Origin of the sequence: Accumulibacter sp. (genome assembly GCF_029255125.1) — a bacterium.
Lineage (GTDB): Bacteria > Pseudomonadota > Gammaproteobacteria > Burkholderiales > Rhodocyclaceae > Accumulibacter.
In genome coordinates this window covers 28,670-55,576 of the sequence record NZ_JAPUVR010000116.1, presented here as the reverse complement: position 1 = coordinate 55,576, position 26,907 = coordinate 28,670, and the positions used below count along the sequence as shown (strand labels likewise).

General features: G+C 64.6%; 25 protein-coding genes and 1 tRNA gene. 14 read left to right on the top strand and 12 right to left on the bottom strand.

The annotated features are described in order from the left end of the window. Positions 1 to 33 precede the first annotated feature (33 nt). Positions 34 to 426, top strand: coding sequence for a transposase DNA-binding-containing protein (locus tag Q1L59_RS16760; RefSeq protein ID WP_366145652.1), 393 nt, complete (start codon positions 34 to 36; stop codon positions 424 to 426). A 696-nt stretch (positions 427 to 1,122) separates the two neighbouring features. Here the strand turns inward: Q1L59_RS16760 and Q1L59_RS12230 are convergent. From Q1L59_RS12230 to Q1L59_RS12220, 3 genes are all read right to left on the bottom strand, one after another. Further along, the gene (locus tag Q1L59_RS12230; RefSeq protein WP_300332563.1) at positions 1,123 to 2,691 is read right to left on the bottom strand and encodes an amino acid adenylation domain-containing protein; all 1,569 of its coding nucleotides are present in this window, start codon (positions 2,689 to 2,691) and stop codon (positions 1,123 to 1,125) included. 86 nt (positions 2,692 to 2,777) lie between these two features. Continuing rightward, positions 2,778 to 3,869, bottom strand: coding sequence for a class I SAM-dependent methyltransferase (locus Q1L59_RS12225; RefSeq protein WP_300332562.1), 1,092 nt, complete (start codon positions 3,867 to 3,869; stop codon positions 2,778 to 2,780). Between the two features lie 13 nt (positions 3,870 to 3,882). After that, the gene (locus Q1L59_RS12220; protein WP_300332561.1) at positions 3,883 to 4,899 is read right to left on the bottom strand and encodes a methyltransferase domain-containing protein; all 1,017 of its coding nucleotides are present in this window, start codon (positions 4,897 to 4,899) and stop codon (positions 3,883 to 3,885) included. Between the two features lie 319 nt (positions 4,900 to 5,218). Here Q1L59_RS12220 and Q1L59_RS12215 point away from each other — a divergent pair, with 319 nt between their 5' ends. The 3 genes from Q1L59_RS12215 to Q1L59_RS12205 are packed head-to-tail and all read left to right on the top strand — an operon-like array spanning position 5,219 to position 8,031. Then, a complete protein-coding gene (locus Q1L59_RS12215) occupies positions 5,219 to 5,932 on the top strand; it encodes an acetyltransferase (RefSeq protein ID WP_300332560.1) in 714 nt (237 codons plus the stop codon). Positions 5,933 to 5,938: 6 nt separating this feature from the next. After that, positions 5,939 to 6,919 carry a hypothetical protein gene (locus tag Q1L59_RS12210; protein WP_300332559.1) on the top strand — a complete coding sequence of 327 codons (981 nt, stop codon included), beginning with the start codon at positions 5,939 to 5,941 and terminating at the stop codon, positions 6,917 to 6,919. Beyond that, positions 6,916 to 8,031: an FkbM family methyltransferase gene (locus tag Q1L59_RS12205; RefSeq protein ID WP_300332558.1), complete on the top strand. Its 1,116-nt coding sequence runs from the start codon at positions 6,916 to 6,918 to the stop codon at positions 8,029 to 8,031. Before Q1L59_RS12210 ends, Q1L59_RS12205 begins: the two co-directional genes overlap by 4 nt. Positions 8,032 to 8,111: 80 nt before the next feature. On the opposite strand, the gene Q1L59_RS12200 is transcribed toward Q1L59_RS12205, so the two are convergent. From Q1L59_RS12200 to Q1L59_RS12160, 9 genes are all read right to left on the bottom strand, one after another. Then, on the bottom strand, positions 8,112 to 9,080 hold the full coding sequence (locus Q1L59_RS12200) for a hypothetical protein (protein ID WP_300332557.1): 969 nt from the start codon (positions 9,078 to 9,080) through the stop codon (positions 8,112 to 8,114). Between the two features lie 60 nt (positions 9,081 to 9,140). After that, on the bottom strand, positions 9,141 to 9,896 hold the full coding sequence (locus tag Q1L59_RS12195; RefSeq protein WP_300332556.1) for a WbqC family protein: 756 nt from the start codon (positions 9,894 to 9,896) through the stop codon (positions 9,141 to 9,143). An 18-nt stretch (positions 9,897 to 9,914) separates the two neighbouring features. Continuing rightward, positions 9,915 to 13,013 carry a tetratricopeptide repeat protein gene (locus Q1L59_RS12190; protein ID WP_300332555.1) on the bottom strand — a complete coding sequence of 1,033 codons (3,099 nt, stop codon included), beginning with the start codon at positions 13,011 to 13,013 and terminating at the stop codon, positions 9,915 to 9,917. Beyond that, positions 12,994 to 14,190, bottom strand: coding sequence for a flagellar hook-length control protein FliK (locus Q1L59_RS12185; protein ID WP_300332554.1), 1,197 nt, complete (start codon positions 14,188 to 14,190; stop codon positions 12,994 to 12,996). Before Q1L59_RS12185 ends, Q1L59_RS12190 begins: the two co-directional genes overlap by 20 nt. 4 nt (positions 14,191 to 14,194) lie before the next feature. Beyond that, on the bottom strand, positions 14,195 to 14,485 hold the full coding sequence (locus Q1L59_RS12180; protein ID WP_300332553.1) for a flagellar protein FliT: 291 nt from the start codon (positions 14,483 to 14,485) through the stop codon (positions 14,195 to 14,197). Beyond that, a complete protein-coding gene (gene fliS / locus Q1L59_RS12175) occupies positions 14,482 to 14,895 on the bottom strand; it encodes a flagellar export chaperone FliS (protein ID WP_300332552.1) in 414 nt (137 codons plus the stop codon). Before fliS ends, Q1L59_RS12180 begins: the two co-directional genes overlap by 4 nt. Further along, complete coding sequence (fliD, locus tag Q1L59_RS12170; RefSeq protein ID WP_300332551.1) at positions 14,896 to 16,323, bottom strand: flagellar filament capping protein FliD; 1,428 nt, start codon at positions 16,321 to 16,323, stop codon at positions 14,896 to 14,898. A gap of 45 nt (positions 16,324 to 16,368) precedes the next feature. After that, on the bottom strand, positions 16,369 to 16,743 hold the full coding sequence (locus tag Q1L59_RS12165; protein WP_300332550.1) for a flagellar protein FlaG: 375 nt from the start codon (positions 16,741 to 16,743) through the stop codon (positions 16,369 to 16,371). Between the two features lie 87 nt (positions 16,744 to 16,830). After that, on the bottom strand, positions 16,831 to 18,582 hold the full coding sequence (locus tag Q1L59_RS12160; RefSeq protein ID WP_300332549.1) for a flagellin: 1,752 nt from the start codon (positions 18,580 to 18,582) through the stop codon (positions 16,831 to 16,833). Positions 18,583 to 19,079: 497 nt separating this feature from the next. Between Q1L59_RS12160 and Q1L59_RS12155 the strand changes: the two genes are divergently transcribed. The 10 genes from Q1L59_RS12155 to nuoF all read left to right on the top strand — a co-directional run bounded on the left by Q1L59_RS12155 (position 19,080) and on the right by nuoF (position 26,901). Further along, a complete protein-coding gene (locus Q1L59_RS12155) occupies positions 19,080 to 19,973 on the top strand; it encodes a Druantia anti-phage system protein DruA (RefSeq protein WP_300332548.1) in 894 nt (297 codons plus the stop codon). Between the two features lie 123 nt (positions 19,974 to 20,096). Further along, positions 20,097 to 21,413, top strand: coding sequence for a transposase family protein (locus Q1L59_RS12150; RefSeq protein WP_300332547.1), 1,317 nt, complete (start codon positions 20,097 to 20,099; stop codon positions 21,411 to 21,413). Between the two features lie 358 nt (positions 21,414 to 21,771). Further along, positions 21,772 to 22,143: a preprotein translocase subunit SecG gene (gene secG / locus Q1L59_RS12145; protein WP_300332546.1), complete on the top strand. Its 372-nt coding sequence runs from the start codon at positions 21,772 to 21,774 to the stop codon at positions 22,141 to 22,143. 67 nt (positions 22,144 to 22,210) lie between these two features. Further along, positions 22,211 to 22,295: transfer RNA gene (locus Q1L59_RS12140), tRNA-Leu, on the top strand. Between the two features lie 59 nt (positions 22,296 to 22,354). Next, complete coding sequence (gene ndhC / locus Q1L59_RS12135; protein WP_300332545.1) at positions 22,355 to 22,729, top strand: NADH-quinone oxidoreductase subunit A; 375 nt, start codon at positions 22,355 to 22,357, stop codon at positions 22,727 to 22,729. Positions 22,730 to 22,735: 6 nt separating this feature from the next. Beyond that, on the top strand, positions 22,736 to 23,212 hold the full coding sequence (locus Q1L59_RS12130) for an NADH-quinone oxidoreductase subunit B (protein WP_300332544.1): 477 nt from the start codon (positions 22,736 to 22,738) through the stop codon (positions 23,210 to 23,212). A 36-nt stretch (positions 23,213 to 23,248) separates the two neighbouring features. Continuing rightward, positions 23,249 to 23,854 carry an NADH-quinone oxidoreductase subunit C gene (locus tag Q1L59_RS12125; RefSeq protein ID WP_300332543.1) on the top strand — a complete coding sequence of 202 codons (606 nt, stop codon included), beginning with the start codon at positions 23,249 to 23,251 and terminating at the stop codon, positions 23,852 to 23,854. Then, entirely contained in the window at positions 23,847 to 25,100 is a 1,254-nt protein-coding gene (locus Q1L59_RS12120) for an NADH-quinone oxidoreductase subunit D (RefSeq protein ID WP_300332542.1), read from the top strand. Before Q1L59_RS12125 ends, Q1L59_RS12120 begins: the two co-directional genes overlap by 8 nt. After that, positions 25,100 to 25,573, top strand: a complete 474-nt coding sequence (nuoE, locus tag Q1L59_RS12115) for an NADH-quinone oxidoreductase subunit NuoE (protein ID WP_300332540.1) — start codon at positions 25,100 to 25,102, stop codon at positions 25,571 to 25,573. The genes Q1L59_RS12120 and nuoE overlap by 1 nt, the downstream gene beginning before the upstream one ends. A 26-nt stretch (positions 25,574 to 25,599) precedes the next feature. Further along, positions 25,600 to 26,901, top strand: coding sequence for an NADH-quinone oxidoreductase subunit NuoF (nuoF, locus tag Q1L59_RS12110; RefSeq protein WP_300332565.1), 1,302 nt, complete (start codon positions 25,600 to 25,602; stop codon positions 26,899 to 26,901). Positions 26,902 to 26,907: the final 6 nt, after the last annotated feature.

Sequence of the window (26,907 nt, the reverse complement as noted above, 5' to 3'; positions counted from 1 at the left end):
CAGTGCTGAGCCCGTCTCACCCTGCCTCGGCCAGTGTCGGGGCATGCCTTTGTCCTGTTGGTCAGCCCGCGCCACCCGGGAAATCGCGGCCTGCGGGAGAGGCGTGTGTCTAAACTTCAGTTTTCCTTCAGTCAAGTCATATGCTTATACGCAAGCTCTCAGGGCCTCGTTGCAACTGGAGATTTTTTTGCAGAAGCTGGCAGGGTGGCGTGGACTGCGGAGGACCTGAAGGAAGTTGATCTGGGGGAACGAAGGCCGGACAAGCGAGCGATCGCGTTGTTGGACAGGCTGGCTGCCAAGCCGACGATGAGCATCCCGTCGGCGCGTTCTGGGTGGGCAGAGACGATCGCGGGCTATAGCGCTTCCTGGCCAATGATGGCGCCACGGGGAAGGGCCTGCTGGGCCCGCGCTGGGCGTGCTCGCTGACGCGCATCTCCGGCCAGCCGACCGGAACTCGCAGAGATCCACTTGGCGAATTGCCTTTGCTGTCCAAACAAGCGGGGGCCACCTCTCAAACCCGCGCCAGCGCGCGGGAGTCCGCGGCAGTACGCAAAAAAAGACCAACCCGATGAGGGGTTGGTCTTCTTGTCTGGTGGGCCCGCAGGGACTTGAACCCTGGACCAGAGGATTATGCTTGCCACTACGGCTTTCGCCGCCTCGTGCGAGTTTGTGGTCTGGACTATACCTTCCCGTTACAGGCTGGCCGTCTAGTCTCTACACCTTCCTCCGCTGCTCGCGGGGGCTTGGCTCGGTATTCGCATGTCACTTGTGGTGTGGTTTTAGCGTTCACCGACTTTGACCAGTTCTACCCGTCGCCAGCGGTGAGCTGGCGGCGGGCAACCCATGCAGGCAGGACGACCTGGGGACGTTCTGCCCTCCTTGAGTCCTCTGCTCTGACCAACTGAGCTACAGGCCCGAGCGCATCATTTTACAGGCTTGGCTGTGGCTTAGGACCGTTTCGCCTTACTTTGTACTTCCCGGTGGGCGGAACTGCGCGAACACGTTCGAGGTGCGCGGTTGGTTCCAGCGTCGAACGCGTTCGCGCGGCCTCTGGCGAGTGGAGCTGCGCCGCAGCGCGCTGCTGGGTTGCGCGCCGGGGCTTGTGCGGCGGCGGTCGTAGCTTCAGGATGACGGAGGCGTGCGGGTGAGTGCTGCTTCTGCCAGGCGTCGGCGGTCGAGCTTGCCGTTGGCGTTCTTCGGCAGTTCGTCGAGCAGTTCGATCTGGCCGGGAATCATGTACGACGGCAGCGTCTGGCGCAGGCGCTGACGGATTGCTTCGCCGTCGAGCGGCTGGTCAGCGCTGACGAAGGCGACGATTTCGCCGTGTTGCTCGCGCCGTCGCTGGTAAACGACGACCGCCTGGCGTACCTGCGGCAGCGCTTGCAGGGCGGCTTCGATCTCTTCCAGTTCGATGCGGTAGCCGAGGTGCTTGATCTGGTTGTCGGCCCGGCCGACGAACCAGAGAACGCCGTTGGTGTCCTCGCACACCAGGTCGCCGGTGCGGTACATGCGCTCGCCGGGTGACGCCGGTGCGGGTGGTGCAACGAAACTCGCTGCCGTTCTTTCGGTGTCGTGGTAATAGCCGAGGGCAAGTTGCGGGCCGAGCAGGCACAGTTCGCCAGCTTCGCCGGGGGGCGCGAGGCTGCCGTCAGCGTGCTGGATGAGGTAGGCGAAGTTGCCAGCGAGCCGGCCGAGCGGCGGCAGGCCGCTGAGGTCGGCGAAGTCGGTGTCGCTCAGCGTGCAGGCCGAGCAGATGCACGTGCCTTCGGTCGGGCCGTAAACGTTGACCAGCCGGCAGCGCGGATGGAAGAGGTCGTACAGCTTCTTGAGCTCCGGTTTGGGGTAGCCCTCGCCGCCAAAGACCAGGCAGCGCATCGCCGGCCAAGTCGTCGGCCGAAGCTGGCGCAACGTGGTCAGATAGATGAGCAGCGAGGGCACCGAGAACCACAAGGTACAGCCCAGTTCGCCGATCCGGCGGACGAGTTCGGTTGGTGCGGCGACGGTCGCGCGCGTCAGCGGAGCGAGCACCGCGCCGGAAAAGAGCGACGCGTAGAAATCGAACACCGAGTTGTCGAAGTAGACCGGATTGACGCCACTCAGCACGTCTTGCGGGGTGAGGTCGAATTCGCTGCGTGCCCAGGCGATGAAGTTGAGGACGCTGGCGTGCGCGATGGCGACGCCTTTGGGCATACCGGTGGAACCTGAGGTGAACATCAGGTAGGCCGGGTCGCTGCCGGTGACGCGGTCGACCGTCGGTGGCCGTTGCGCGGGCAGGGCGGCGAGTTCGGCAGGCGTCGGCAGGCGTGTTGGCGGTGCGCCGTTCGCCCGGCAGCACGCCTCGACTTCCGCTGGCAGCGGGTGGTCGCTGACCAGCAGGCGCGGCTGGCAGGTGGCCAGGATCTTGCTGATGCGCGCCGCCGGGTTCTGCTCATCGAGATTGACGTAGGCCGCGCCGATCTTGAGTGCGGCGAGCATCGCGGCGTAGCCTTCGATGCGCTTGTCGTTGAACAGCGCCAGTACATCGCGCGCGCGCAAACCGCGTTGCAGCAGCCAGTGCGCCATGCGGTCGACGGTGCGTGCAAGTTCGCTGTAGCTCACCTGATGATCGGCGGCCAGGCGCAGCGCGGGTCGTTCGCCATGCTGAGCGGCGATCGTTTCGAAATGCCTGCCGAGGTTGTAGTCGTAGCGCATTCAAGCGTGCTGCCGTGGTCGTTGCGGGTGGCCGGGCGCGTCGGGCGGCGGCGTCGGTTCGGTGCGTGTCGTGCCCATGCGCGCGCTCATTTGAACTTGACGAAAAGAGCCTTGCCGCAGGTGAAGGCGCGGCTGACGCGCTCGCCCTGTTCGTGCAGCAGGGCGTTGCCGACACGGTAGGGGCCGTCGCCGTGGGCCCAGAGGTAGTCGTCGAGGATCAGCCAGGCTTGCGGCAGCAGGCGCGGCAGCCACTGGCGGCAGTCGTTGGCGACGCAGTCGTAGTCATGGTTGCCGTCGATGTGGATCAGTCCGATGCGCCCGTCGAAGGCGACCGGCGGCGCTGATTCCGGTGATGCGGCGATCGGTTGCCCCTGCGCATACACCTCGAATGCGGCGGCGGACGGCAGACGCAGGTGGGCGTGCCGCTCGGCCCGCAAGGGGACCATGTTGACCAGGAAGCCCTCGCGCAGGACCTCGAAATCCCATTCGTCGACCAGCTCCTGAAAAGACTGCGGCGATTGGCGTTGCAGCGCATTGCCGGCCGTCCAGGGATCGATCGTCAGCAGGGGTCCAAGCTGGTGACGCCACGCCAGGTAGAGCAGGACAGAGGCCGAACGGCCCATCAGCGAACCGATCTCGACGACATCGCCGGCAGGCGCGTCGGCGGCGACGCCGATCATCGCCGCCAGTTTGTCGTCGTTCGATTCGCCGTAGATCAGCCCAGCCTGGCGGAGAACGCCGGCGAGCTCGACGAGCGACAGCGTCGCGGCGCCGTCGGCGCAGGTTTCGGCGAGCGGCAGCAGGCGCTGCGCGCGCGCCATCAGGCGCCGGTGCGCCTCGACCTGCTGGGTGATCGGCGAGGCGCCGAGGACGGTGAGTGCCAGGCCGTGCGTCGCGATGAAGCGGCGGACGAAGGCATGCACGCCGGCGACCGGGCAGAACACACGCGCGACATCGTGTGTTTCGACGAGGGCGAGCAAACGCTCGGCGAAGTCGGCGTCGTAGATCGACGGCAGGCGGTGCACTTCGCCACATTCGGCGGCGACTTCGGGATTGGCGACCGAGGCGGCAAGGACTGTCGCTTCGCCGCGCTGACGGGCGGCTGCCACATAGTCGATGGCACTGCGGTCGACGGCCGGGAAAACGAGCGTGGCGCTGCTGGCGGGGCGCGGAGTCATCGCTGGCCGGGGCTTATTCGGGGCTTTCCAGGTCGCGCCGCGCGGCCGCCCGCACGGCCTCGTCGAGCCACTGATGCATGCTCTTGCCGGTGCGCGCGCGGGCTTCCTGCGCCAGCCGCTTGGCTTCCGGCGTGACGCCCTCGAGTTGGCCGTAGTAGCGCGTCCGATGCGTCCCGCCGCGCACACCGGGGATCGGGAAGTCGAAGTCGGCCGGCGGTTCGCCTTCGCCGACGACGAAGTCGATGACGTAGAAGACGCCGCCGATGATCCACTCCAGGCGCGTCTTGCGCGCGGCCACCGGCAGTTTGTCGAGCGGCAGCGGATATCTGAACTCGGGGTTGGAGTTCATCAGGATGCGGCCGAATTCGGTTTCGCGCAGCCACGGGGGCATGCTCTCGTCGCCGACGACGACCTTGCCGCCAGGCTTGGTGACGCGCGCCATTTCGCTAAAGGCGCGCTGGATGTCGCCAAAAGCGTTGATTCCGCCAAAGTGGAAGCAGGCGTCGAAGCTGTTGTCGGCGAAGGGCAGGTAGTAGCCGTTGGCCAGCGCCGGTTCGACGCGCGCCGGTATGTCGCGCAGGCGATCGATGTTGCGCGCGAGGAACGAGGGCGAAAGATCCTGGATGTAGAGCCGCCCGGCGGTGCCCAGACGTCCGGCGATGATCACCGAATCCCGCCCGGTGCCGGCACCGGTTTCGAGCACGCGCGAGTCGGGGCGCAGCGCCAGCTTGTCGACCATTGCCGTACGTACGGCCTGCTCGTCCTCGCCGTACGTGCTGAAGGTCAAGGGCAGATAGCGGTCGTAGGCGTCGGCGCGCTCTTCGTACTGCTGCAAGGCCTGGCGGTCGACCGGAGGCAGTTCGAAGGGATAGACCAGATCGGGAACGCCCCGACGAATGGCGAAACGATATCCGGACGGGCTGCGCAGCTCGCCGCACACGACCTGGTCGCCGGTGCACTCGTCGACGCTCAGCGTCAGACGCTCGAGACTCACCGGGTCGACGTAGAAATCTTCTTCTCCGAAACGCATTTCTCTTTCCTCTGCCGCAGAACGATGGTCGGCCGGCCAGCCGCTTGCCGCCTTGGCGGTCTGCGCAGTGTGGCGGTGGCAGACCGTCGGTGGGCGGACGAACTGGCCGGCTGCGCAACCATGGTAAAGACGAATATACTACTCGTAGTCTGCTGGCGGCGTGCATGGCGCGACAAAATGGCCGGCCGGCGTCTGCTCCGGTGGGTCGTCGGCGGCGTGGTGGCGCGGGCGCGCCGGGCTTGCACGAGCAAGTGGACGGTGGGACTACGCGCCGACTACCGCGCGAGACGCGAAACATCAGGATATCGGGACACCAAGCATGAAGCCGCTGATCATTTTCGGAACCGGCAAGATCGCCGATGTCGCTTACCAGCATTTCTTGCGCGACAGCGAGTATCAGGTGGTGGCGTTTACTTGCGACGCCGCCTCGTTGCCGTCGCTGGCCGGGAGCGAGCCGACGCACCATGATTTGCCCCTGCTCGCTTTCGAGGAGATCGAGCGCCATTTTCCGCCGGCGGCCTTTGCCCTCTTTGTCGCCGTCGGCTATCAGGAGCTCAACGCGCTGCGCGTACGCAAGTGCGCGCAGGCGCGCGCCAAGGGGTACCGCTTGGCGAGCTATGTCAGCCCGCGTGCCGATCAGGGTCCGTGGCTCGATCTGGGCGACAACTGCCTGATTCTGGACGGCGTCGGAATTCAGCCCGGGGTCCGCCTGGGGAACAATGTCTTCGTCTGGAACAACACGCTGATTGGCCACCATTCGGTCGTGCATGACGACTGCTGGCTCGCTGCCGGCGCGACGCTCGGCGGTTGTGCGGTGGTCGGCGAGCGTTGTTTCGTCGGTCTGAACGCGACGATCGGCGGCGAACTGACGATCGGCGCCGATTCGTTTCTCGGAGCCGCCGTTCTCATCCTGAAGAACGCCCCGCCGCGCAGCGTCTTCATCGCCGGCGCGACTGAGAAGTTCCGTCTGGAGAGTGACGCATTTCTGCGCATGTCGCGCATGCCTGCGCTCGCGCGCGCGGCGAAAGGCTGAGCCGGCATGCTCCGCTGGAGAAAGCTCGGCCGCCTGTTCAACCCGGCGCACAGCCGGCCGTGGCCGTGGATGCAGGAGTTCGCGCAGTGTCCGACGCCCTTCGTCCTCAATGACGATGTGCTGCGCGTCTATTTCGCCTGTCGCCCGCGACGCGGGGCCGACCGGCAATACGTGTCGCATCCCGCCTACGTCGACCTGGCGCGCGACGACCTCACGCGTATCGTGCGCGTCGCGCAGACGCCGTTGCTGCCGGGCGGCGATTCGGGGACCTTCGACGAATTCGGCGCCATGCCTGGCAGCGTGCTGCGCGAGGGAAGCGATGTCTACCTCTATTACACGGGCTGGACGCGCATGCAGTCTGTGCCCTATACGCTGGCCATCGGTCTGGCAGTCAGCCGGGACGGGGGCGAAACCTTCTTCCGGGCCGGCCCCGGTCCAGTCCTCGGCCTGTCGCTCGACGAGCCGTATTTCGTTACCGGCCCGGTCGTTCGCATCGTCGACGACCAGTGGATCATGTGGTATCTGAGCTGCCGCAGGTGGCTGTTCGACGGCGGACAGCCGGAGCCCGTCTATCAGATCGCGCGCGCGGGGTCGAGCGACGGAATCCATTGGCAGCGCGAAAGCGCGGCGGTCATGCCGCTGCTTTCGGAAAACGAATGCCAGGACATTCTGGCGCCATTCTTTTTCGCCGGGACATGGCATGCGATCTTCGCCTGGCGTCAGCCGTCGGCTTTTCTCGGCGGCTATCGCCTGGGCTACGCCTGGTCGACCGATCTGACGACCTGGCAGCGCGACGATTCGGCGGTCGGCATCGAGCTTTCGGCGGACGGCTGGGACTCGCAGATGATGTGCTACCCGCAGGTGATCGAAGTCGATGGGCGGATTCTGATGTTCTATTGCGGCAACGACTTCGGGCGTGAGGGCTTCGGCGTTGCCGAACTCGTCGCCGACGCGCCACCGGTCGGCGGCGAACGGCGTTTGCGTTGAAGCTCCTCGACCAGATCGTCGAAGTCAAGAACGAACAGCGCGCCCGGCTTGCCCGGCTGCGCGCTTCGCACAAGCCGAAGATTCTCTACGGCGCCGGCGTCTATGCCTACGTTCTCAAGCGTCTGCTCGACGCCGAGCACATTGCGCTGAGCGCGGTGATGGTCGACGCCGCGTATCGACCGGAGCGCCCGTTTCTCGGCTTTACGCCTCTCATCACCGAAGAGAGCGCCGACCTGCTGCGCACCAGCCAGGTCATCGTCGGTGTCGTCAATTACCCGCCGGTGGTCGACAAGCTGCGCCGCCTCGGCGCCGGCGAAATCCATGTCATCGATGTGCCGGATTATTTGAACCTGCCGCATCCGTTCATGGATCTGGAATTCGTTCGCGCGCACGCCGAGTCGTTCGAAAGGGCGGCTTCGCTGTTGGCCGACGATCTGTCGCGCGCTACGTACGCAGCCCTGATCAACTGCAAGATCAACGAAGACCTGGCTTTTCTCCAGCCTCATGTGCGGCTGGACAAGCTCTATTTCCCGCAAGGCGAGTTTCACCTGGACGACGACGAAGTGCTGCTCGATGTCGGTGCTTTTACCGGTGACACGGTGCGCGAATTCCACCATTTGCGCGGCGGCCGCTACGCGCGGATCATCGCGCTCGAGCCGGACGAAGACAATTTCGCGCAACTTCTGGCGACGATCGCCGAGCTTGGTCTGGACAAGGTTGTCGCCTTGCAGGTCGGCGCCTGGGACGAGACGACGACGTTACGTTTCGTCGGCAAGGAAATGCATATCGACAATCAGATCGCCGCCGACGGTGAAAAGCGGATCGCGGTCGAGCCGATCGACGCGCTGCTCGCCCGACTGAACGTGCGCGTCAGTCTGCTCAAGTTGGACATCAACGGCGCCGAGTACCGCGCGCTGTGCGGCGCCAGCGAGACGATCCGGCGCGACCGACCACGCATCGCCGTTCGCCTGCACACGCGCGAGGACCTCTTCCGCGTGCCCATCCTGCTCAATCGCCTGCTTCCCGAGGCCAGGCTCTACGTGCGCCAACGCAACTTCATGTCGATGATGGCGGTTCTTTATGCCGTTATCGAGCCGCCTGCCGGCGTTTGAGCTGGGGTCCGTGCCACATTCGTTGCGCGGCGTCCGCTGCGTGCTGGTGGCAAGACGCTGGGTAGCCGCCAAGCCGGTCCTCAGTCGAGAATGGCCACGCCGAAGCCGTGGCGTCCGAAGTCGTTGCCGTTGTAGAGCAGGTAGACGGCGTCGTCGCAAGCGAAGACGTTCGGGTAGCAGAGCATTTCAGAATCCCAGCCGTCTGCACTTCGCTCCAGCCGCATCTCGTCGTCGTCGCGCGTCCAGGTCAGCAGGTCGTCGGAATGGGCGTGTCCTAGGCGGTAGGCGCGCGCGCGATTGTGTCGGAAGTCGTGGCATGCGCGGTAGCAGAAGAACATGTGGTGCCGCCCGGCAAGCTCGATCACCGTCGGCATCGCCTGGCACTCGTCGGCGCCGAGCCGCGTGCTGACGATCTGCCGGCCGTCGTCCTTTGCCCAGCGCACGCCATCAGGCGATTGCGCGTGGCCGATCTTGTAGATTCGGTCGATTGTCGGCGAGGCGCCTGAGCGCTGCCAGCCAGCGCCGAAGATGTGCCACATGTGGAAGACATCGTTGACCACGCGCACGCACGGATCGGCGATCAGGCAGGGTTCATGCAGGCTTGCGGCGAGCAGCGGGCCGCGCCCGACGCGCTGAAAGGTGAGGCCCTGATCGCGGCTGACGGCGAGCCCGATCGCGCTGTCGACGGGCACCGAGACGCGACGATTGACGCCACAGACATAGCCATAAAGCAGAGCGCCGTGCCGCAGAACGTGCAGCGGAAAGATTCCGTGTTCGTCGAAGCAGCCGGGCCGACCGAGCGGGATGACCGTGTGCCCGGCCACGGCAAGAATCTCGAAGCTGTGCTTCGCGACATCGACGAAGGCCACGTGGCTCAGATAGTTGCCGCCGCCGGCCGGATCCCGGCAGCGGGTCGAAAAATAGATCCGGACGAAATCGGTGAAGACGACCGCCTGCGGCGCCTGCGCGAACTCGCGGCAGCCGTTGGCCAGGCGGAAATCGCGTGGATCGAAAATCCGCCTGAGCTTGCGCCATTGTCTTGCGCGCATGCTCATCTCAGGCGCTCGCCCGCCGCTCGCTCGCTGTGTGTCGGGTGCGCAACGCTGGCTTCATAGGAGTTCGTAGTCCTGCGCCAGTTGCCGGCGGACATCGGCCAGCGGGTTGAACATCATGACATCGACGATCGACAGTGCGGGAACGAAGTCGTTGCGCCTTTGCGCGTAAGCCGACGGACGCGCCTGGAGAAACTTCAGCTCGATGCCGTTGGCGGAGAAGCAATCGCGCGAGTACAGGCCGAGCCCGCCGATCGGATTGACGTAGCGGCTCGCCGCGAGCTGGTGACAGAGCGCCAGCACCTTGTCCTGTCCGTGCAGACGGTGGTCGATCGGCAAGGAAGAAGAGACGACGAGCGGAGTGGCGATCTCCAGGTAGGTGCAGACCGTCGTCAGCGAGTGAAACAGATAAGCAAACAGATTGTTCTCCGAGCAGTTCACCACCTGTTCAACAACCGGGTACACGCGGGCAAACTGCGGTGCGTCGTGGTAGGCCTCCCTGATCTGGTTGAGCAGCTTGTCGCGTCGGAAAGCTCCGGCCAATTGCCGCTGGCGTACGTCGAGTGCGGCGGAATCGCTCATCAGCGGCAGCGAAATCAGCGCGGTGCATCCGTCACGGCGGAGGATCCGGTTGCGGTTGATCCAGCCCTTCTTGGTGTATTGGATATTGTCGTACACGACGAAACGATCGACCGCGGCGATCAACTGGTAGTAGCCGATGTAGGGCAGGAAATAGGGCTGCATGATCGCCACGCAGCAAGGCGGTGTGGCGGCGGTCGCCGAAGGTGTTGGCGCTTGATGCTGGGCGGGCATCGACGGTTGCCGACCGAACTAGTCTGCACCAGACGCTTGGCCGGTGCCCGCGGCCAATTCGGCGAGCGCTTCCGGCGTCGAAACCTCGAAGGATGCGGGGGGCAACTGCTCGCACCAGCGCTGCCACATGCGGCGCAGGGCGTGCGCCATGCCTGCCGCAACGAGTTCGGGCCGGCCCATCGCCGATTGGCGCAGGCGTTCGCGCAGCTCGCCGCGCAAGGCGGCGAGCGCGCTGAGGTCGTTCGCCCACTGTCGCCCGCAGGCGATGAATTCGCCGGCTTCGCGGGCGACGAAGACGGCGACGCCGGCGTGGCCGAGAATCGCCGCGCCGGATCGTCCCGGGACCGTCCGGCCGCTCAGCGTAAGCGTCGGAACGCCCATCCACAAGGCGTGCAAGGTCGTCGTGCCGCCCGCGTAGGGGAAGGTGTCGAGGCCAAGATCGACCTGCTGATGCAGCGCCAGGTAGTCGACCATGGCGCAGCGCGGGTGAAAAGTAAGGCGTTCGGCAGCGATACCGTGGCGGGAGAATTCGTCGGTCAACTGCTCGCTGCGTCCGTCGGGACGCATCGCGGCGAGGAGCAGGCGCGAGCCGGGAACCGCCTGCATCAGCTCGGCCCACAGCGCGACCACCGACGAGCTGATTTTGTTTGGCCGGTTGAAGCTGCCGAAGGTGACGTGGCCGCGCGCCAGCGCCGGCAAGCGCGCCACCGGCGGTGCGTCGGCAAAGGGGAGGAAGGGCGCGCCGGCCGGCAAGCGGACGATCTTTTCGCTGAACTGGTCGTCGTACTCGCCAAGCGGCAGGAAGAAGCGGTCGGCCAGAAAGTAGTCCATCGCCTGCAGGCCGGTCGTCGCCGGATAGCCCATCCAGCTTGCCTGCAGCGGCGCTGGTTTGCGGGCAAAGCTCAACAGTCGGTTGTGCGCCGTGTGTCCGCTGAGGTCGAGCAGGATGTCGATCCGGTCGCTCCTGATGCGCTCGGCGAGGTCGGCGTCGTTCATCCCGCTGACCGCATGCCAGTGCGCGAAATGGCGGTGCAGGCGCGCGCTGACATGGTCCTCGACCGGGTGCGTGGAGTAGGCATGCAGGGCCAGGTCGGCGCGTCCGGCCAGATGCGCGAGGACGGGCTCGACGTAGTTGGCAACCGCATGGTGGCGCAGGTCGCCGGAAACGAATCCGATGCGCAGGCGACGATCGGGGTCCGCCGTATTGTCGTGTGGCCGCCGACAGGCGAGCAGCGGCGCTTCAAATTTCTCCGCGAAAAGTCGGTGCTCGGCGAACAGTGCGGGTGCGTCGATGTCCTCGTTGTGCGTCAGGCAGAAGAGTAGATTGCTGTGTGCCAGCGCGTAGTCCGGCTTGAGCGCCAGCGCTTGCCGGCAGATATGCTCGGCTTCGCGATGGCGGCCGAGATCGGCCAGCGTAACGCCCAGGTTGAGGTAGGCACCGGCCAGCTCGGGTTTGAGTTCGAGCGCGCGACGCAGGCTGGTTTCGGCATCGCTCAGGCGTTCCTGGTCGCGCAGAATGGCGCCCAGCGTGTTGTACGCTTCGGCCAAGTCGGGTTGGCAGGCCAGCGCATGCCGCACACTCGCCTCGGCCTCGGCAAGCCGGCCAAGCTGCTTGAGGACGATCGCCTGGCCAACCAGCGCTGCCGGAAAGTCCGGCTGGATCGCCAGCGTACGCTGCCAGGCGCTGTCGGCCTCGACCAGACGGCCTTGTTGGCCGAGCGCGCTGGCCAGGTTGTAGTTCGCTTCGACCAGGTGCGGCCGCTGTTCGACCGCGCGCTGGAGAAGTTCCTCGGCCTCGCTCAGCCGTCCTCCTTCGAGCAGCGCCGCACCGAGGACGGCGAGCGCTTCGGGGAAGACGGGTCGGGCGGAGAGTGCGCGCCGCCAGGCAGCTTCGGCGTCAGCGGTTCGCCCGAGCGTGGCGAACACGTTGCCGAGGTGGAAGAGCGCCTCGGGAAACTCCGGCCGGTACTGCAAGGCTTGGTCGAGTACGGTAGCGGCCTCCTCCGACCGGCCTTGGCCGTGCAGCGCATCGCCCAGATTGGCATACGCCTCAGCCATTTCGGGTTGCAGCGCGAGCGCCTGCCGATAACAGATCTCGGCTTCGGCAAGCCGGCCTTGCGCGAGCAAGGCGTTGCCCAGGTTGCAGTGCGCGGCGGCGAAATCAGCTTGCTGGGCGATTGCCTGACGGAAACTGAGCTCGGCCTCGCTGTGCCGTCCCTGCCGCGCCAGTACGTTACCCAGGTTGTAGTGCGCTTGCGGGAAGAGCGCCCGGATGTGCAGCGCTCGTCGCTGCGCCTGTTCGGCCGCCGGGAGGTCTCCGCTGTCGGCCAGGACCAGGCCCAGGTTGCTGTGGACCTGCTCGTCGTCGGACAGCAGTTGCGCGGCGCGACGCAGCGCGGGCAGCGCCCGCGCGTTGTTTCCCAGCGCCTTGAGCAGCGTGCCGTGCAGCTTCCAGCTTCTTCCGTCGTTCGGATAACGTTCGGTCAGGCGGCGAGCGCGCTTCTCGCCGGCGTGGTAACGGCCCGCATTGAACAGGGCAACGACAGCGTCGAGCTGCTCCACCGACGGTTGGCCGCGGCTTGCCGGCAATGCCGGATCTGCCGTTGCGCGCTGCTGAACGGTCGTTGCGGCGGCTTGTCGCGCGTTGGCGACGGCACATTCTGCGACATCGCTCGCAGCCACCGTGCCCAGGCGTCGGATCAGCGCGTCCACCGCTTCCCCGGCCAAACCGTGCTGCTGCCCGAGGGCAAGGACTTGGCGTGCTGTATCCGCCTGCCCGGCGAGCGCCAGCGTATCGATGTAGCTGACCCAGTAGGCGCCTTCCGCGGGCGCCGCTTCGAGCGCCGCGGCCAGATGCGGCAAAGCCTCGGCTGACTGACCGAGGGTGACCATCAACAATCCGAGCTGATGGTTCGCCGGCGCATGTTGCGGCTGCGCCTGCAGGATTGCGCAGTACAGTTGCCGGGCCTGGTCGAGGTGACCGTCGGCGTGCAGCGCCAGCGCTCCCTTCAGCGCTTGCGCCAGCGCGTCGTCCAGCGCGCTGGCGGGAGCGGCTGTGCGAACTGCTGATTCGGCCGCGCTGCTGGCGGCCGGCGAATCATCCGGCATCTTGCGCATGCGCAGGTCTTTCGGCGGGTGCGCCGATGCCGAACGAGGCAAGCGAGAGCCCGGCACGTTCCAGTGCGCCGCGCAGGTCGCTCGCCGTACCGCTCAACAACTGGCGCGTTGCCGCTTCGGGGGCGATGATCGACAACGCGATCTGCTCGCGCCGAACCCCCAGGCGCGCCTCGACCTCACCCAGCCTGGGGAGCGTCAGGCGCAGGCGCGTCTGCCACTGTTCGTTGCCGTCATCGGCGTTTTCGCCGCTCGCTCGATCGTGCACCGGGTCCTCGATCTGCCAATGTAGCTGCTGCCCCGGCCACACCTGCCCCTGCCAGGTGAAGACCTGCGTGGCGAAGGCTTCCAGTTGCTGCTGGACGACGGCGAGTGCGGGTGGCGCGACAACATCGGCTGGCGTGCTTGCCGGCATCCCCGCGGTGGGCGCAGTGGTCGTTGCGCTGGCCGCCGCTGTGACCTGTGGGCCAGCTTCGTCGATCCGTCCGGACGGCGGCGCGACGGTCGGCGGCGACCGCTGGCCAGCATCGCTCGCCCCTGGTGTCCTTGCCTCGGCCGACGGCGGGGCTCCGGCGGGCAACGGCGTGTGTTGTGGCGAGAGCCTGCCCTGCGGTTCGAGCAGCAACTGCGCTTTGCTGAAGCGTCCTTCAACCCATTCCGCCTGGTGCGCTTCGTAGAACATGCCGCTGGCGACAATCGCCTTTTCCAGCACCGGCAGCAAGTCCCGGCCGCTTGCCGGCGGACCCATGGCGAGCGGCCGATTTTCGTTCAGCGGCAAGGCCGCCCGCCGGCGGCCCTCGGGCGCTCCTGAAAAGAGATCGCCGATCAGTTGTCCGGTTCGGCTGAGCTTGGTCGTGAACGAGGCATCGCCAGCTTCCGTCGTCGCGCTGCTGCCGCTTCGGGCGACGACGGCGAGAGTCAGCCTGCCGTTGCTCTCGGCGACTTCGAGTTCGATGGCATCGCCGCTCTTGGCGGCAAAAGGCAGCGCCAAGGTTACGCTCCGCTGGCTGATCACGGCGCGATAGGTGCCGTTGGGTAATAGCGCTTCGATCTGCGCCAGCAAGCGCTGCCCGGCGACCAGACCGGGCAACTTGTCGGTGATGTCCTGTGCCGGCAGCGCCGAGCGCAGCGGCAGGTCGGCAGGCGTCCCGATCCGGTTGGCCAGGTCGCTGCGAATCATTCGCTTACGAGGCCGGCTCGGCGACGCGCAGCAGCGTGCGCAACTCGTTCAGGCGGGCGGTGACGAGCGGGCGGACCTCGTCGTCACAATGTCGGCAGGCCTCCATCAGGCGGCGCGCACGCGCCTGTTCGGCGGTCCGCAGGTGCTGTCCCAGGTCGGCCGGCAACGTACCGGCGAGTGCGCGGCGTCGGTCTTCCAGCCGGGTCAGTTCCTGCCAGTCGCCGCTGCGCGCCGCGCCGACCATCTGTTCGGAAAGCGTGAGCACTTCCTCCAGTCCGCTCAGCCCCGGGTTCATGCGATTGCCTGTTCCGCCGCGGCCGGCGAGATCTCGCGCCAGGCACTGTGGATCTCTTCCAGCAGGCCGGAGACTTCCTCCAGCGCTGCCGGGTCGCTGGCCAGATTGGCATGCAGCAGGCGCATGACCATGTAATCGTAAAGAGCCGACAGTCGTTCGGCGATTTCACCGCCCTGCTCGAGGTCGAGGCTCACCTTGAGGCCATTGGTGATGATGTCGATGGCTTTCGAGAGGGCTTCACCGCGGGCGGCGACCTGTTGTTGGCGGAACGCTGCGCGGGCGTTGCCGAGCGCCGCCTGCGCGCCGGAAAAGAGGAGAAGGATCAGCCGGTGCGGGTCGGCGACCTCGACGGCTGCGTCAACGCCTACCTTCTGATAGGCGGAAATGGCGAGTCTGGCCTTGCCGTACATTCAGGACCCCTGGTTGTAGCTGGGCAGGTTGGCGAGTTGCTGCTCGAGGAAAGTGCTGGTCTTGGTCATTCCCGACATCAGCGTATCCAGTGCGGTGAATTGTCTCCGGTAACGCGCTTCGATCTGCGTCAGGCGAGCCGAGATCACTTCCGACTGTTTGCCGAGGCTCTTGATCGACGCGCTGAGACCCTCGTTGCGCGCAGCGATCAGTCCGCTGCTGCCGATCAATCCGTCGGTTGCTTCCTTGAATGACTTTCCGTACGCGGCAACGAGATTGGCGACACCGGTCAGGTCGCTGGTGATCGCCGCGCTCAGCTTGCTCGAATCGATCAGGAGCTTGCCGTCCTTCTGCTGCGTCACGCCGATATCGGACAGTCGCTGCAGCGAGGCGCTGGCCAGTTCGGACGGCACTGTGCCGAGCGCTGCTCGTACGTTTGCCTGCGCCGTGCGCAGCGTGCTGTCACCGTTCAGCGCACCGGCCTTCTTGGTCGTTGCATCGTAGCTGCCGAGGCTGTTGGCGGTCGTCTGAAAGTCGTTGAAGGCCTTGACCAGCGCGCTGAGCCCGGTGCTCAGGCTGGCGTTGTCCTTGCTGATCGTCACGCTCGTGCTGAGCGAGACGGCCGGCGCTTCGGGGCCTTTCAGCAGATTCAGCGTGACCCCGTCGATTGCCGTCGTCACGTTGTTGGTCGCTGCGCTGACGGCGATGCCGTTAAGCTTGAACGTCGCGCCCTGAGCCGCTTGTGTCTGGGCAAAGGGGTCGGTCAGCGGTGCTGGTACGGCATTCGGATCGTAAGCCAGGCCGGCGATTCCGGACAGTTTGACGAACTGGTTGCTGCCGGCTGTTTCGCTGCTCAGGACGAGCTGCTTGCCGGCTGTTCCATTGATCACCACCGCCGCGACACCGGCGCCGGCATTGTTGATTGCGTCGCGCACATTCTCGGGTGACGCGCCGTCGGCGATGGTGACCGTCGTTGTCCGGTTGGGACTGCTGCCACCCAGGCTGTCGAGCGAAATGGTCAGCGTGCCACCGACCGCCAGCGTCCCGCCTGCGCCGGAAAAGGGGCTCGCCGCCCCGGTCGCGCTGACGATACTGTGCGGCTTGGCAATCTGCGTGACTTCCAGGCTGTAAGTCCCGGCGACGGCGGCTGAAGATGCGGTGGCCGAGGCTATCGTCGGATCGGCGACGCTCGCCTTGAACACCGAGAACTTCTGCACCGCCGTGCTGCCGCTGGCCGGGACGAGGCTGGCGGCAGCGCTTTGCAACGCCGATGAGGCGCTCTGCAGCGAGCCGAGCGCCGAGATCTTCGCCTGGTAGCCCGCTTCCTTCTTGGCCAACGCCGTCAGCGGCTTCTGTTCGAGGGCCATCAACTGGCTGACGATGCTGTTGACGTCGAGGTTCGAGCCCAGGCCGGGGGATGATATGGCCATGCTTGTTTCTCCTTTCGTCCTGGCGGCGGGCCGGGTAGTGCTCGCTCAGGCCGATTGCTTGACGAAGAGACCTTTGATGCTGTCGAGCGCCTTGGCGATGGCGAGCATCTCGGCCGAGGGCATCTGGCGAATCACCTCCTTGGTGGTTCGGTCGACGATCTTCACGACGAGTTGACCGGTGTCGTCATTGACGCTGAACTCGATGTTGCTGTTGATCGGTGCGACGAACTCGCGCACGCTCTTCGTTGCTGCCTCGACCGCCGCACGATCGGGCGGATTTGCTGCCGATGCGGGCGCCATTTGCGCGGTTTCGGCCGGTTTCGCTGCAACGTCCATGCTTGGTCGTGGTTCGCGCTGCGCGTTGCTCACTGCGGGATTGCTCTGCGGGGGCAGAGTAGCGCCGGTAGGTTGAATGTTCATCCTTCACTCCGTCGGGAAGTGACTGCGGGGCACGACCGCGTCACCGCGCCCGTGCCCCTGATGTTACTTCGGTTTAATCGGTTCCACCTATCCACGCAGGAGCGAAAGCACATTCTGCGGCAGGGCATTGGCCTGCGCCAGCATCGCCGTACCGGCCTGCTGCAGAATCTGGGCGCGCGACAGGTTGGCCGTTTCAGCCGCGAAGTCGGCGTCGAGGATGCGGCTGCGCGAGCTCGACAGGTTTTCCGAAGTCGTTGCCAGGTTGCTGACGACGCTGCTGAAGCGGTTCTGCACGGCGCCCAGGTTGGCCCGACTCGAGTTGATGTTGGCAAGCGCGGAATCGATCGTCGCGATGGCATTCTGCGCGCCACTCGCCGTCGTCACGTCGACGCTCGAGATACCTGCGCCAAAGGTTGCCGTTGCCGCCGTATAGCCCGCGGTCAGATTGGTCGCCGCGATGTTGGCGCCGCCGAGGGTGATGCCGGCGCTGCTCGTCGAACTCAGCTTGATGCCGCCGTAGGTGTTGCTTACCGTGGCGGTGGCAAAACCGACGTTCTGCAGGTCGGCCGTACCCGCGGTTTGCACCGTGATCGTCCGCCCATCGGAGGCGGACAGGCTGATCTTGGCGCTGCTCGTGTCGAAGGTGGCGGTCACCCCGGTCTGGTTGGAAACCGCGTTGATCGCTGCAACGACGTTGTTGCCCTGCGCTGCCGCGGTTCCGCCAGCGGCAATCGCGCTCAGCTTGACACCGTTGATCTTGACATAGTCGGTGTTGTCGCCGGCGACCGCAGTCAGCCCGGAAATCGCTCCGCTGGTGACCGAGGTGACGGTGGCTACGGCTGAGACGCCAGTCTGCCCGCTGACGGTATTGAATGCGGCGGCCTTGGCGATCGCGCTGTCGGAGCCGACCTTGGTCGTCCCGGCGGTCAGACCGCTGCCCGCCGCGGCGGTCCCACCCAGTTCGATCTTGATGTCGCGGCCGTTGATCGAGGACAGCGTGAGGACGCCGGCGTTGCTCGCCGCAACGACGCCAGTGGTCGTCGTGAGCAGATTGATCGCGGCGGCGACGGCGGTTCCCTGCGTCGCTGCGTCGGTGCCAGCGGCGATTGCACCAATCGTCGTTCCGTTGATCTTGATGTAGTCGGTGGCGTCGCCAGCGATCGTCCCCGCCGCGGCGGCAGCGCCGTTGATGCTCACCGAGCTGGAGACCCCGTCGGTTACCGACGGGCCGACACCATAACCGTTCACCGTCACGCCGCCGGTCGAGATGGCGCCGTTGGTCACCGTGGCCGTCATCGTCGTGACATAGGAGGAAGTCGTCCCGACGCCAAGCGCATCAGCTTTGGCGCTGGCGATCGAATTGATCGAGATCGTTTCGCCGCTGTTGGCGCCGATCTGGAAAGCCTGTGTGTTGAACGTGCCGTCGAGCAGTTTGACACCGTTGAAAGCAGTCTGACTGGCCACCGTGTTGATCTGCTGGACGAGTTGATCGACTTCCTGCTGCAGGGCCAAGCGGTCGGTTGCCGTGTTCGTCGCGTTGGCTGCCTGCACCGAAAGTTCGCGCATCCGCTGCAGCGATTCGGTCACGCTCTGCAGACCACCTTCCGCCGTCTGCGCCAGCGAGATACCGTCATTGGCGTTGCGCGAAGCCTGATTGAGGCCATTGATCTGCGAACTCATGCGGGCCGAGATCGCGAGGCCGGCAGCGTCGTCCTTGGCGCTGTTGATGCGCAGACCTGAAGACAGGCGCTGCAGCGACGTCGCCAGCGAATTCTGCGAGCTGTTCAGGCTGCGTTGCGAATTGAGCGAAGCGACGTTGGTGTTGATGATTTGGGGCATTTCTTTCTCCTGTTATTATCACGGTTCAATCCGGGCTGCGGGCGGTGCTATCTGTTGGGGCCGCCCCCAGCCCACTGTGTTTGGCGCTTGTTTCGCCTACATTTTTCCTAACGACTGGTGGTTGGGAAACTTGAGGGTTCATCTTCCAGCCTGTCGTGTAAGTGTTCTATCGACCGGTGTCGAAGAAAGTTGAGTGACCCGCAAAGCGTCTGCGTCGGCAGTCCACAGGAGGTGTTACCCCGGTCATCCGTCGGGACAAGGCGGACTTCGGGTGGAGCGGGGTGCCCGGGCAAGCGTCCGCGTGGCCTGGCCCCAAGCAGCCCTGAAGCATGACTAGCGGAGCCCAGTGGTAGCAAGGCTTTGCGGCCACCGCAAGAAATAACTTTCGCAAAGGGGGGCTAGACAAGCGTACGGGCTTCTGGCAGGATACGTGGAGGACAACGGTTTACGCTTGAGCTGGGGGGTTGGTGGTGGCGGTCCTGAGTACGCGGAATTGGGTGCACTGCGGTCGCGAGTTCAGCGCGGCGGAGATTGCTGATCTCTGTGCGACCGTGGCCTGGCTGCCGGGATTACCGCGGCAGGAGTTGGCAGCGACGCTGTGCGAACATCTGGCTTGGTTCACCCTGTCGGGAACGCCGAAGATTCACGCTTGCCAAGAGTTCCTGGAGCGCTTACAGGCGGCCGGGCTGCTGGAACTGCCGCCGTTGCGGCCGGCGCGGCCGGCGCGGCCGGCGCGTCCGGACCGTCCGGAGCGCCTCTTGCCAGCGGTGGAGCCGATTGACGAAGCACCGATTCACGGTCCGTTGCAGGCGCTCGGCCCGGTGCGCCTGGAGATCGTGCGCGAGACGATGCTGGCGGCGCAGTGGGATGCGCTGGTGGCGCGCTGGCACCCGCTGGGTTTCCAGGGGGCGTTCGGTTACCGGCTGCGCTACTTCATCACGGCCGACGACCGGCGGCTCGGGTGCCTGCTGCTGGCTGGAGCGGCGCGGGCGGTCGCCGTGCGCGACCGCTGGATCGGCTGGACGGTTCAGGCCCGGCGCGCGAACGTGCCGCGGGTGGTAAACAACAGCCGCTTCCTGATCTTTCCCCACGTCCGGGTAGCGCATCTGGCCAGCCATGTCCTGGGACAACTCGCGCGGCGCACACGCGCCGACTGGCTCGATCACTGGGGCTTCGAGCCGCTGCTGCTGGAGACCTTCGTCGACCCGCGTCACCATGCCGGCACCTGCTACCGTGCTGCCGGCTGGCAGTTGCTGGGGACGACCAGCGGGCGCGGACTGGCCCGGCCCGGCCAGTCGTACCATAGCACGCCCCGGCAGGTGTGGGTCAAACCGCTGACCCTGGACTGTCGCGCTTCGCTGTGCGCGGCGCAGGGGAGCCCACGGCCATGAGCAAACCCTGTCGTCGCCCCACACGCGCTGCCCCGCGCCCCTGTTCCTTTGCCCAACCGATGTTCGACTTTTGCCACCGTCGCCGAGGAACAAGCGGCCCGCGAGGAAGCCGTCAGCCGACAGATGCGCCTGCTGCGCAAAGAGCTGCCCGCCATGCTCGAGCAATTGGCGACGATTCCCGACCCCAGAGACCCGAAAAAGTGCCGGCACAAGCTGACCGTGCTCCTGCTCTATGGCCTGTTGATGTTCGTCTTTCAGTTTGCCTCCCGACGCGAGGTCAACCGCGAAATGACCCGCCCGCAGTTCATCGCCAGCCTGCAGCTGCTGTTCCCGGAGATCAACGCCCTGGCCCACGCCGACACCCTGTTTCGGCTGCTGCGCGACATCGACCTGACTCACCTCGAGCAGGTGCATGTCGATCTGGTCAAGCGGCTGATCCGCGGCAAGTGCTTTCACCGCTATCTGATCAAGCACTGCTATCCGATTGCCATCGACGGCTCGCAGAAGCTCGCCGGCGACACCCTGTGGGCGGAGGAGCTCCTGCAGCGCACCGTCGGCCAGGCGGAAAACCGCCATACGCAGTACTTCGTCTACGTCCTCGAGGCCAGCCTGGTCTTCCACAACGGCCTGGTCATCCCGCTGCTCAGCGAGTTCCTCGAATACGCGCTGGGCGATAGCGACGCGCACAAGCAGGATTGCGGGCTGCGCGGCTTCGCGCGCTTGAGCGACCGGCTCAAGACGCTGTTCCCCCGCCTGCCCATCCTGCTGCTGCTCGACGGCCTCTACGCCAAAGGGCCGGTGATGCAGCGCTGCCGTGCCTACCACTGGCAGTTCATGATCGTGCTCAAGGACAAGGACCTGCCCTCGGTCTGGCGCGAGTTCAACGCCCTGCATGGCCTGAAGCCGCTGGTCTTGCAGCGTTGCTGGGGACGACGCCGACAGCGCTTCTCCTGGGTCAACGATATCGACACTACCTACGCTGTGAACGGGTCTCGGCATCTCAAGCTGCACCTGGTCGTCTGCGAGGAAAGTTGGGAGAGGATCGACCCACACGCCACGACCGTCACCCAAAAATCGCGCCACGCCTGGCTCTCCAGCGAGCCACTCAGCCCAGACAATGTCCATGCGCGCTGCAACCTCGGCGCCCGCCACCGCTGGGGCATCGAAGCGGGCTTCCTCGTCGAGAAACATCAGGGCTACCCCTGCGAGCATGCCTTTGCCCTGCACTGGAATGCCATGCGCGGCTATCACCTCCTGATGCGCTTGGCGCATGTGTTCAATGCCCTGGCCAGGCGCACTCGTCAGCTACGCCACCTGTATTACGAACTCGGCGTGCGTGGCGCCATTCGCTTCATCCGCGACTCCTGCGCTGCCCCCTGGCTCGATCCTGCGCACATGCGCGTGCTCCTCGCCAAACCGTTCCTCCTCCAACTCGAATAGTGTTGCACACCGCCGCCCAAGCCCTCTCCTCAAGCCCGGCCTGCTCCGCAGCGGGAAGGGCTCGCCTGGCGATCATACCGGAGCTCAAACGACCTCTCGACAGCCTCCCGATTGACCCTGCACCCTCCACGCCGCACGCGCCGATGGGTCGCCCCATACCCCCAATCTGACCGCGCAGGCGGCGGAAGCAGGCCCTAGCGGCAAACGGCTCCCTTTCGGCAGGGTCATGCGTCAGGTCTGCGCCCCAAGCGCGGAATTTGACCGCGATGAGCCAAACTGACTATACTTTTCCATTTTTCCGCGTGCGGCCATGCGGCGTTCGAGTTCCTTCTCGGCTGCCGGGTCGACCTGGAGGCGCATGGACTACCTTTTCTCTCTCATACTTGTAGTGCACATCCTGGCGGCTTTGGGTGTGATCGGGCTGGTTCTCGTTCAGCATGGCAAAGGGGCCGACATGGGGGCGGCTTTTGGCAGTGGAGCCTCAGGCAGCCTGTTCGGCGCGACCGGCTCGGCCAACTTTCTCAGCCGGACGACCGCAGTCCTGGCGACAGTGTTCTTCGTCACCAGCCTGTCCCTGGCGTACCTCGCGTCGAGCAAGCCAAAAACGTCTGGCAGCGTGATGCAGGATGCGGTAAAATCGGCACCCGTTCCAGTGGCGCCGGGAGCCGGCACCGAGAAGAGTGCCCTACCGGCGGATGCTGATTCGAAAGCGAAGGAAATTCCCAAGTAATTGGGTATGGCGGCGGTGTGGCAAGTGCAGCTTCCCTCGGTTTGATGCCCTCGCTGTCTGTAGCAGTGCCGACGTGGTGAAATTGGTATACACGCTATCTTGAGGGGGTAGTGACTTCGGTCGTATGAGTTCGACTCTCATCGTCGGCACCAAACGAAGCCATCCGCAGCGGATGGCTGGGGACTGAACTGAAGGGCTTGTGGGGCGGATCATGCTGGAAAGCTATTTCCCTGTATTTGTCTTCATATTGATCGGTATTGCCTTCGGCTTCGCGCCGGTCATCGCCGGCATGATCGTCGCCCCCCACCGACCGGACAGAGAGAAGCTGTCGCCCTACGAGTGCGGCTTCGAGGCCTTCGAAGATGCGCGCATGAAGTTCGACGTGCGCTATTACCTGATCGCCATCATCTTCATCCTTTTTGACCTGGAAGTCGCTTTCCTCCTGCCGTGGGCGACGATCTTCAAGGAGATCGCCAGTACCGAGTCGGTGCGGTGGTTCGGTTTCGTCGAGATGCTGGTCTTCATCGCCATCCTGGTCGTCGGTTACGTGTACGCCTGGGCCAGGGGCGCTCTGGATTGGGAGTGACGAATCATGGGCATCGAAGGCATCCTGCAAGAAGGTTTCGTCACGACGACCGCGGACAAGCTGATCAACTACGTCCGTACCGGTTCGCTCTGGCCGATGACTTTCGGCCTTGCGTGTTGCGCCATCGAGATGATTCACGCCGGTTGTTCACGTTACGACCTTGACCGCTTCGGCATCGTCTTCCGGCCCAGCCCCCGTCAGTCCGATGTCATGGTGGTGGCCGGTACGCTGACCAACAAGATGGCGCCGGCAATGCGCAAGGTCTACGACCAGATGGCCGAGCCGCGCTGGGTGATTTCGATGGGTTCGTGCGCCAACGGGGGTGGCTACTACCATTATTCGTATTCGGTGGTGCGTGGTTGCGACCGCATCGTTCCGGTAGACATTTACGTGCCGGGTTGCCCGCCAACGGCCGAAGCGCTCATTTATGGCTTGATTCAGCTGCAGAACAAGATTCGTCGAACGAGCACGATCGCCCGTTGATCCCCGACACCCCCCAACCAACCAAGAGTGTGACTCATGTCCGCCACGCTGGAAGCGCTTAGCAAGACGCTGAACACGCATCTCGGTGATCGAGTCAAGTCCCTCGAGGTGGCCTTCGGTGAGGTCACCCTTGAGGTGGACGCGGCCGATTATCTCCCTGTAATGATGTCGCTGCGCGACGAGCCTGCCCTGGCGTTCGAGGAGCTGATCGATCTGTGTGGCGTCGATTACTCGACCTATGCCAACGTGCCGCGCACCGGGCGACGTTTTGCGGCGGTGGTGCACCTGCTCTCGGTCAGCCGCAACTGGCGTTTGCGCGTGCGCGCCTTCGCGCCGGACGACGACTTTCCGTCGCTGCCTTCGGTGACCGCAATCTGGAACTGCGCCGATTGGTTCGAACGCGAGGCTTTCGACCTGTACGGCATCGTCTTTCCGGGGCACACCGACCTGCGGCGTATCCTTACCGACTATGGCTTCATTGGCCATCCGTTCCGCAAGGATTTCCCCCTTTCGGGCTACGTCGAAATGCGCTACGACCCGGATCAGCAACGCGTCATCTATGAGCCGGTGACCATCGAACCGCGCGAGGTGACGCCGCGAATCGTTCGCGAGTCGACCTACGGGAACACCGACAATGCCTGAACTGCGCAACTTTACCCTGAACTTCGGGCCGCAACACCCGGCGGCGCATGGTGTGCTGCGCATGGTGCTCGAACTCGACGGTGAGGTCGTCATGCGGGCTGACCCGCACATCGGCTTGCTGCATCGGGCGACCGAGAAACTGGCCGAGAACAAGACCTGGATTCAGTCGGTGCCCTATATGGACCGGCTTGACTACATGTCGATGATGTGTAACGAGCACGCCTATTGCATGGCAATCGAACGTCTGCTGCAGATCGAAGTGCCGATCCGTGCCCAGTACATCCGCGTGATGTTCGACGAGATCACGCGCATCCTCAACCACCTGCTCTGGGTGGGTTGCCACGGCCTGGATGTCGGTGCGATGACCATGGTCCTTTACGCCTTCCGCGAGCGCGAGGATCTGGTCGATTGCTACGAAGCGGTGTCCGGTGCGCGCATGCACGCGGCTTATTACCGTCCGGGTGGCGTCTACCGTGACCTGCCCGACAGCATGCCGCAATATCGCGAATCGAAGTGGCACAGCGCGACGCAGGTCAAGGCGCTCAATGAGGTGCGCAGCGGCTCCTTGCTCGACTTCCTCGAAGACTTCGTGAACCGCTTCCCGAAGTTGCTCGACGAGTACGAGACGCTGCTGACCGACAACAGAATCTGGAAACAACGCTTGGTCGACGTCGGCATCGTCTCGCCCGAGCGTGCGCTGCAGCGTGGTTTCACCGGGCCGATGCTGCGTGGCTCAGGGATCGCCTGGGATCTGCGCAAAAAGCAGCCGTACGAGGTTTATGATCGGGTTGACTTCGACATTCCGGTGGGTGTGAACGGCGACTCGTACGATCGCTACCTCGTTCGCATGGAGGAAATGCGCCAGGCGAATCGCATCGTCAAGCAATGCATCGACTGGCTGCGGCAGAACCCCGGCCCGGTCATCTCGGACAACCACAAAGTGGCTCCGCCGAGCCGCGAGGCGATGAAGTCGAACATGGAAGAACTGATTCACCACTTCAAGCTGTGCACCGAGGGAATACATGTGCCGGCGGGAGAGGTGTATTCGGCGGTTGAGCATCCGAAAGGCGAGTTCGGCATCTATCTGGTGTCCGACGGAGCGAACAAGCCGTATCGCTTGAAGATTCGCGCGCCCGGGTACGTTCACCTGTCGGCCATGAACGAAATGGTCTGTGGCCACATGCTGGCCGATGTGGTGACCATCATTGGATCGCAGGACGTTGTTTTTGGCGAGATTGACCGCTGATGTTGAGTTCACAATCGATCGCGAGAATCGATCGCGAAATAGCCAAGTATCCGGCTGATCAGAAGCAGTCGGCGGTGATGGCGGCGCTCGCCATTGCACAGGAGGAACTGGGCTGGTTGCCCGGCGAGGCGATCGAGTTCGTCGCCGGCTATCTGGCGATGCCGCCGATAGCAGCTCTTGAGGTGGCGACCTTCTACAACATGTACGACCTGAAACCGGTCGGCAAGTACAAGATCTCGGTTTGCACCAACCTGCCGTGCATGCTCAGCGGGGGAGTCGATGCTGGCGAGTACCTGAAGAAAAAGCTCGGGATTGGCTACAACGAAACGACCGCCGACGGTCTGATCACGCTGAAGGAAGGCGAGTGCATGGGGGCTTGTGGCGATGCGCCGGTGATGATCGTCAACAACCGCCGGATGTGTAGCTGGATGGACCCGGAGCAGATCGACAAACTGTTGGCGGAGCTCAAGTAATGGCAATCCTTGGGGCAATCAACCCGATGCTCAGCGTCGGTTTGGACGGCGACAACGCGTGGCGCTTGGCCGATTACGTCAAACGGGGAGGCTATTCCGCGCTGCGCCGTGTGCTCGAGGGCAAGCTGCCGCAGGAACAGGTGATCAACGAGGTCAAGAAGTCGGTGCTGCGTGGGCGTGGTGGCGCGGGGTTCCCGACCGGCCTGAAATGGAGCTTCATGCCGCGCTCGTTCCCCGGCGACAAGTATGTCGTGTGCAATTCCGACGAAGGAGAACCGGGCACCTTCAAAGACCGCGACATCCTGCGTTACAACCCGCATTCGGTCATCGAGGGCATGGTGATCGCGGGCTACGCGATGGGCGCCGGGCGCGGCTACAACTACATTCACGGCGAGATTTGGGAGATCTACGAGCGCTTCGAAGAGGCTCTGGCCGAGGCGCGGGCAGCGGGTTTTCTGGGTGCGAACATCCTTGGCTCGGGGTTCAATTTCGAGCTTTTCGCGCACCACGGCTACGGCGCGTATATCTGCGGCGAGGAAACGGCGCTGCTCGAATCGATCGAAGGGAAGAAGGGGCAGCCGCGTTTCAAGCCGCCTTTCCCGGCGTCGTTCGGTCTCTACGGCAAGCCGACGACGATCAACAACACCGAGACTTTTGCCTCCGTTCCCTACATCATCAACCTGGGCGGCGAAGCGTATCTCGACGCGGGCAAAGCGAATAACGGCGGTACCAAGCTTTTTTCGGTGTCCGGTCATGTCAATCGGCCGGGCAACTACGAGGTTCCGCTCGGCACACCGTTCGCGACCCTGCTCGAAATGGCCGGCGGCGTGCGCCACGGGCGCAAGCTGAAAGCCTGCATTCCCGGTGGATCGTCGGCTCCGGTCGTGCCGGCGGCGGCGATGATGGAATGCACGATGGACTACGATTCGATCAGCAAAGCCGGTTCGATGCTCGGTTCTGGCGCGGTGATCGTGATGGATGAAACAACGTGCATGGTCAAGGCGCTCGAGCGTCTTTCCTTCTTCTACTACGAGGAATCCTGCGGGCAGTGCACGCCTTGTCGCGAAGGAACGAGTTGGCTGTACAAGGTCGTGCACCGTATCGAGCACGGTCATGGACGGCCCGACGACCTTGATCTGCTGTCCAGCGTAACCAGCAACATCATGGGGCGGACGATCTGCGCACTGGGTGACGCCGCGTCAATGCCGGTACAGAGCTTCATCAAGCATTTTCGCGACGAGTTCGCGTACCACATCGAACACAGGAAGTGCCTCGTGCCCGTTGAGCTGCAGCGCGCCGGCAGTGGCTTCTTCAAGGCTAGCGTTTAGGGTACG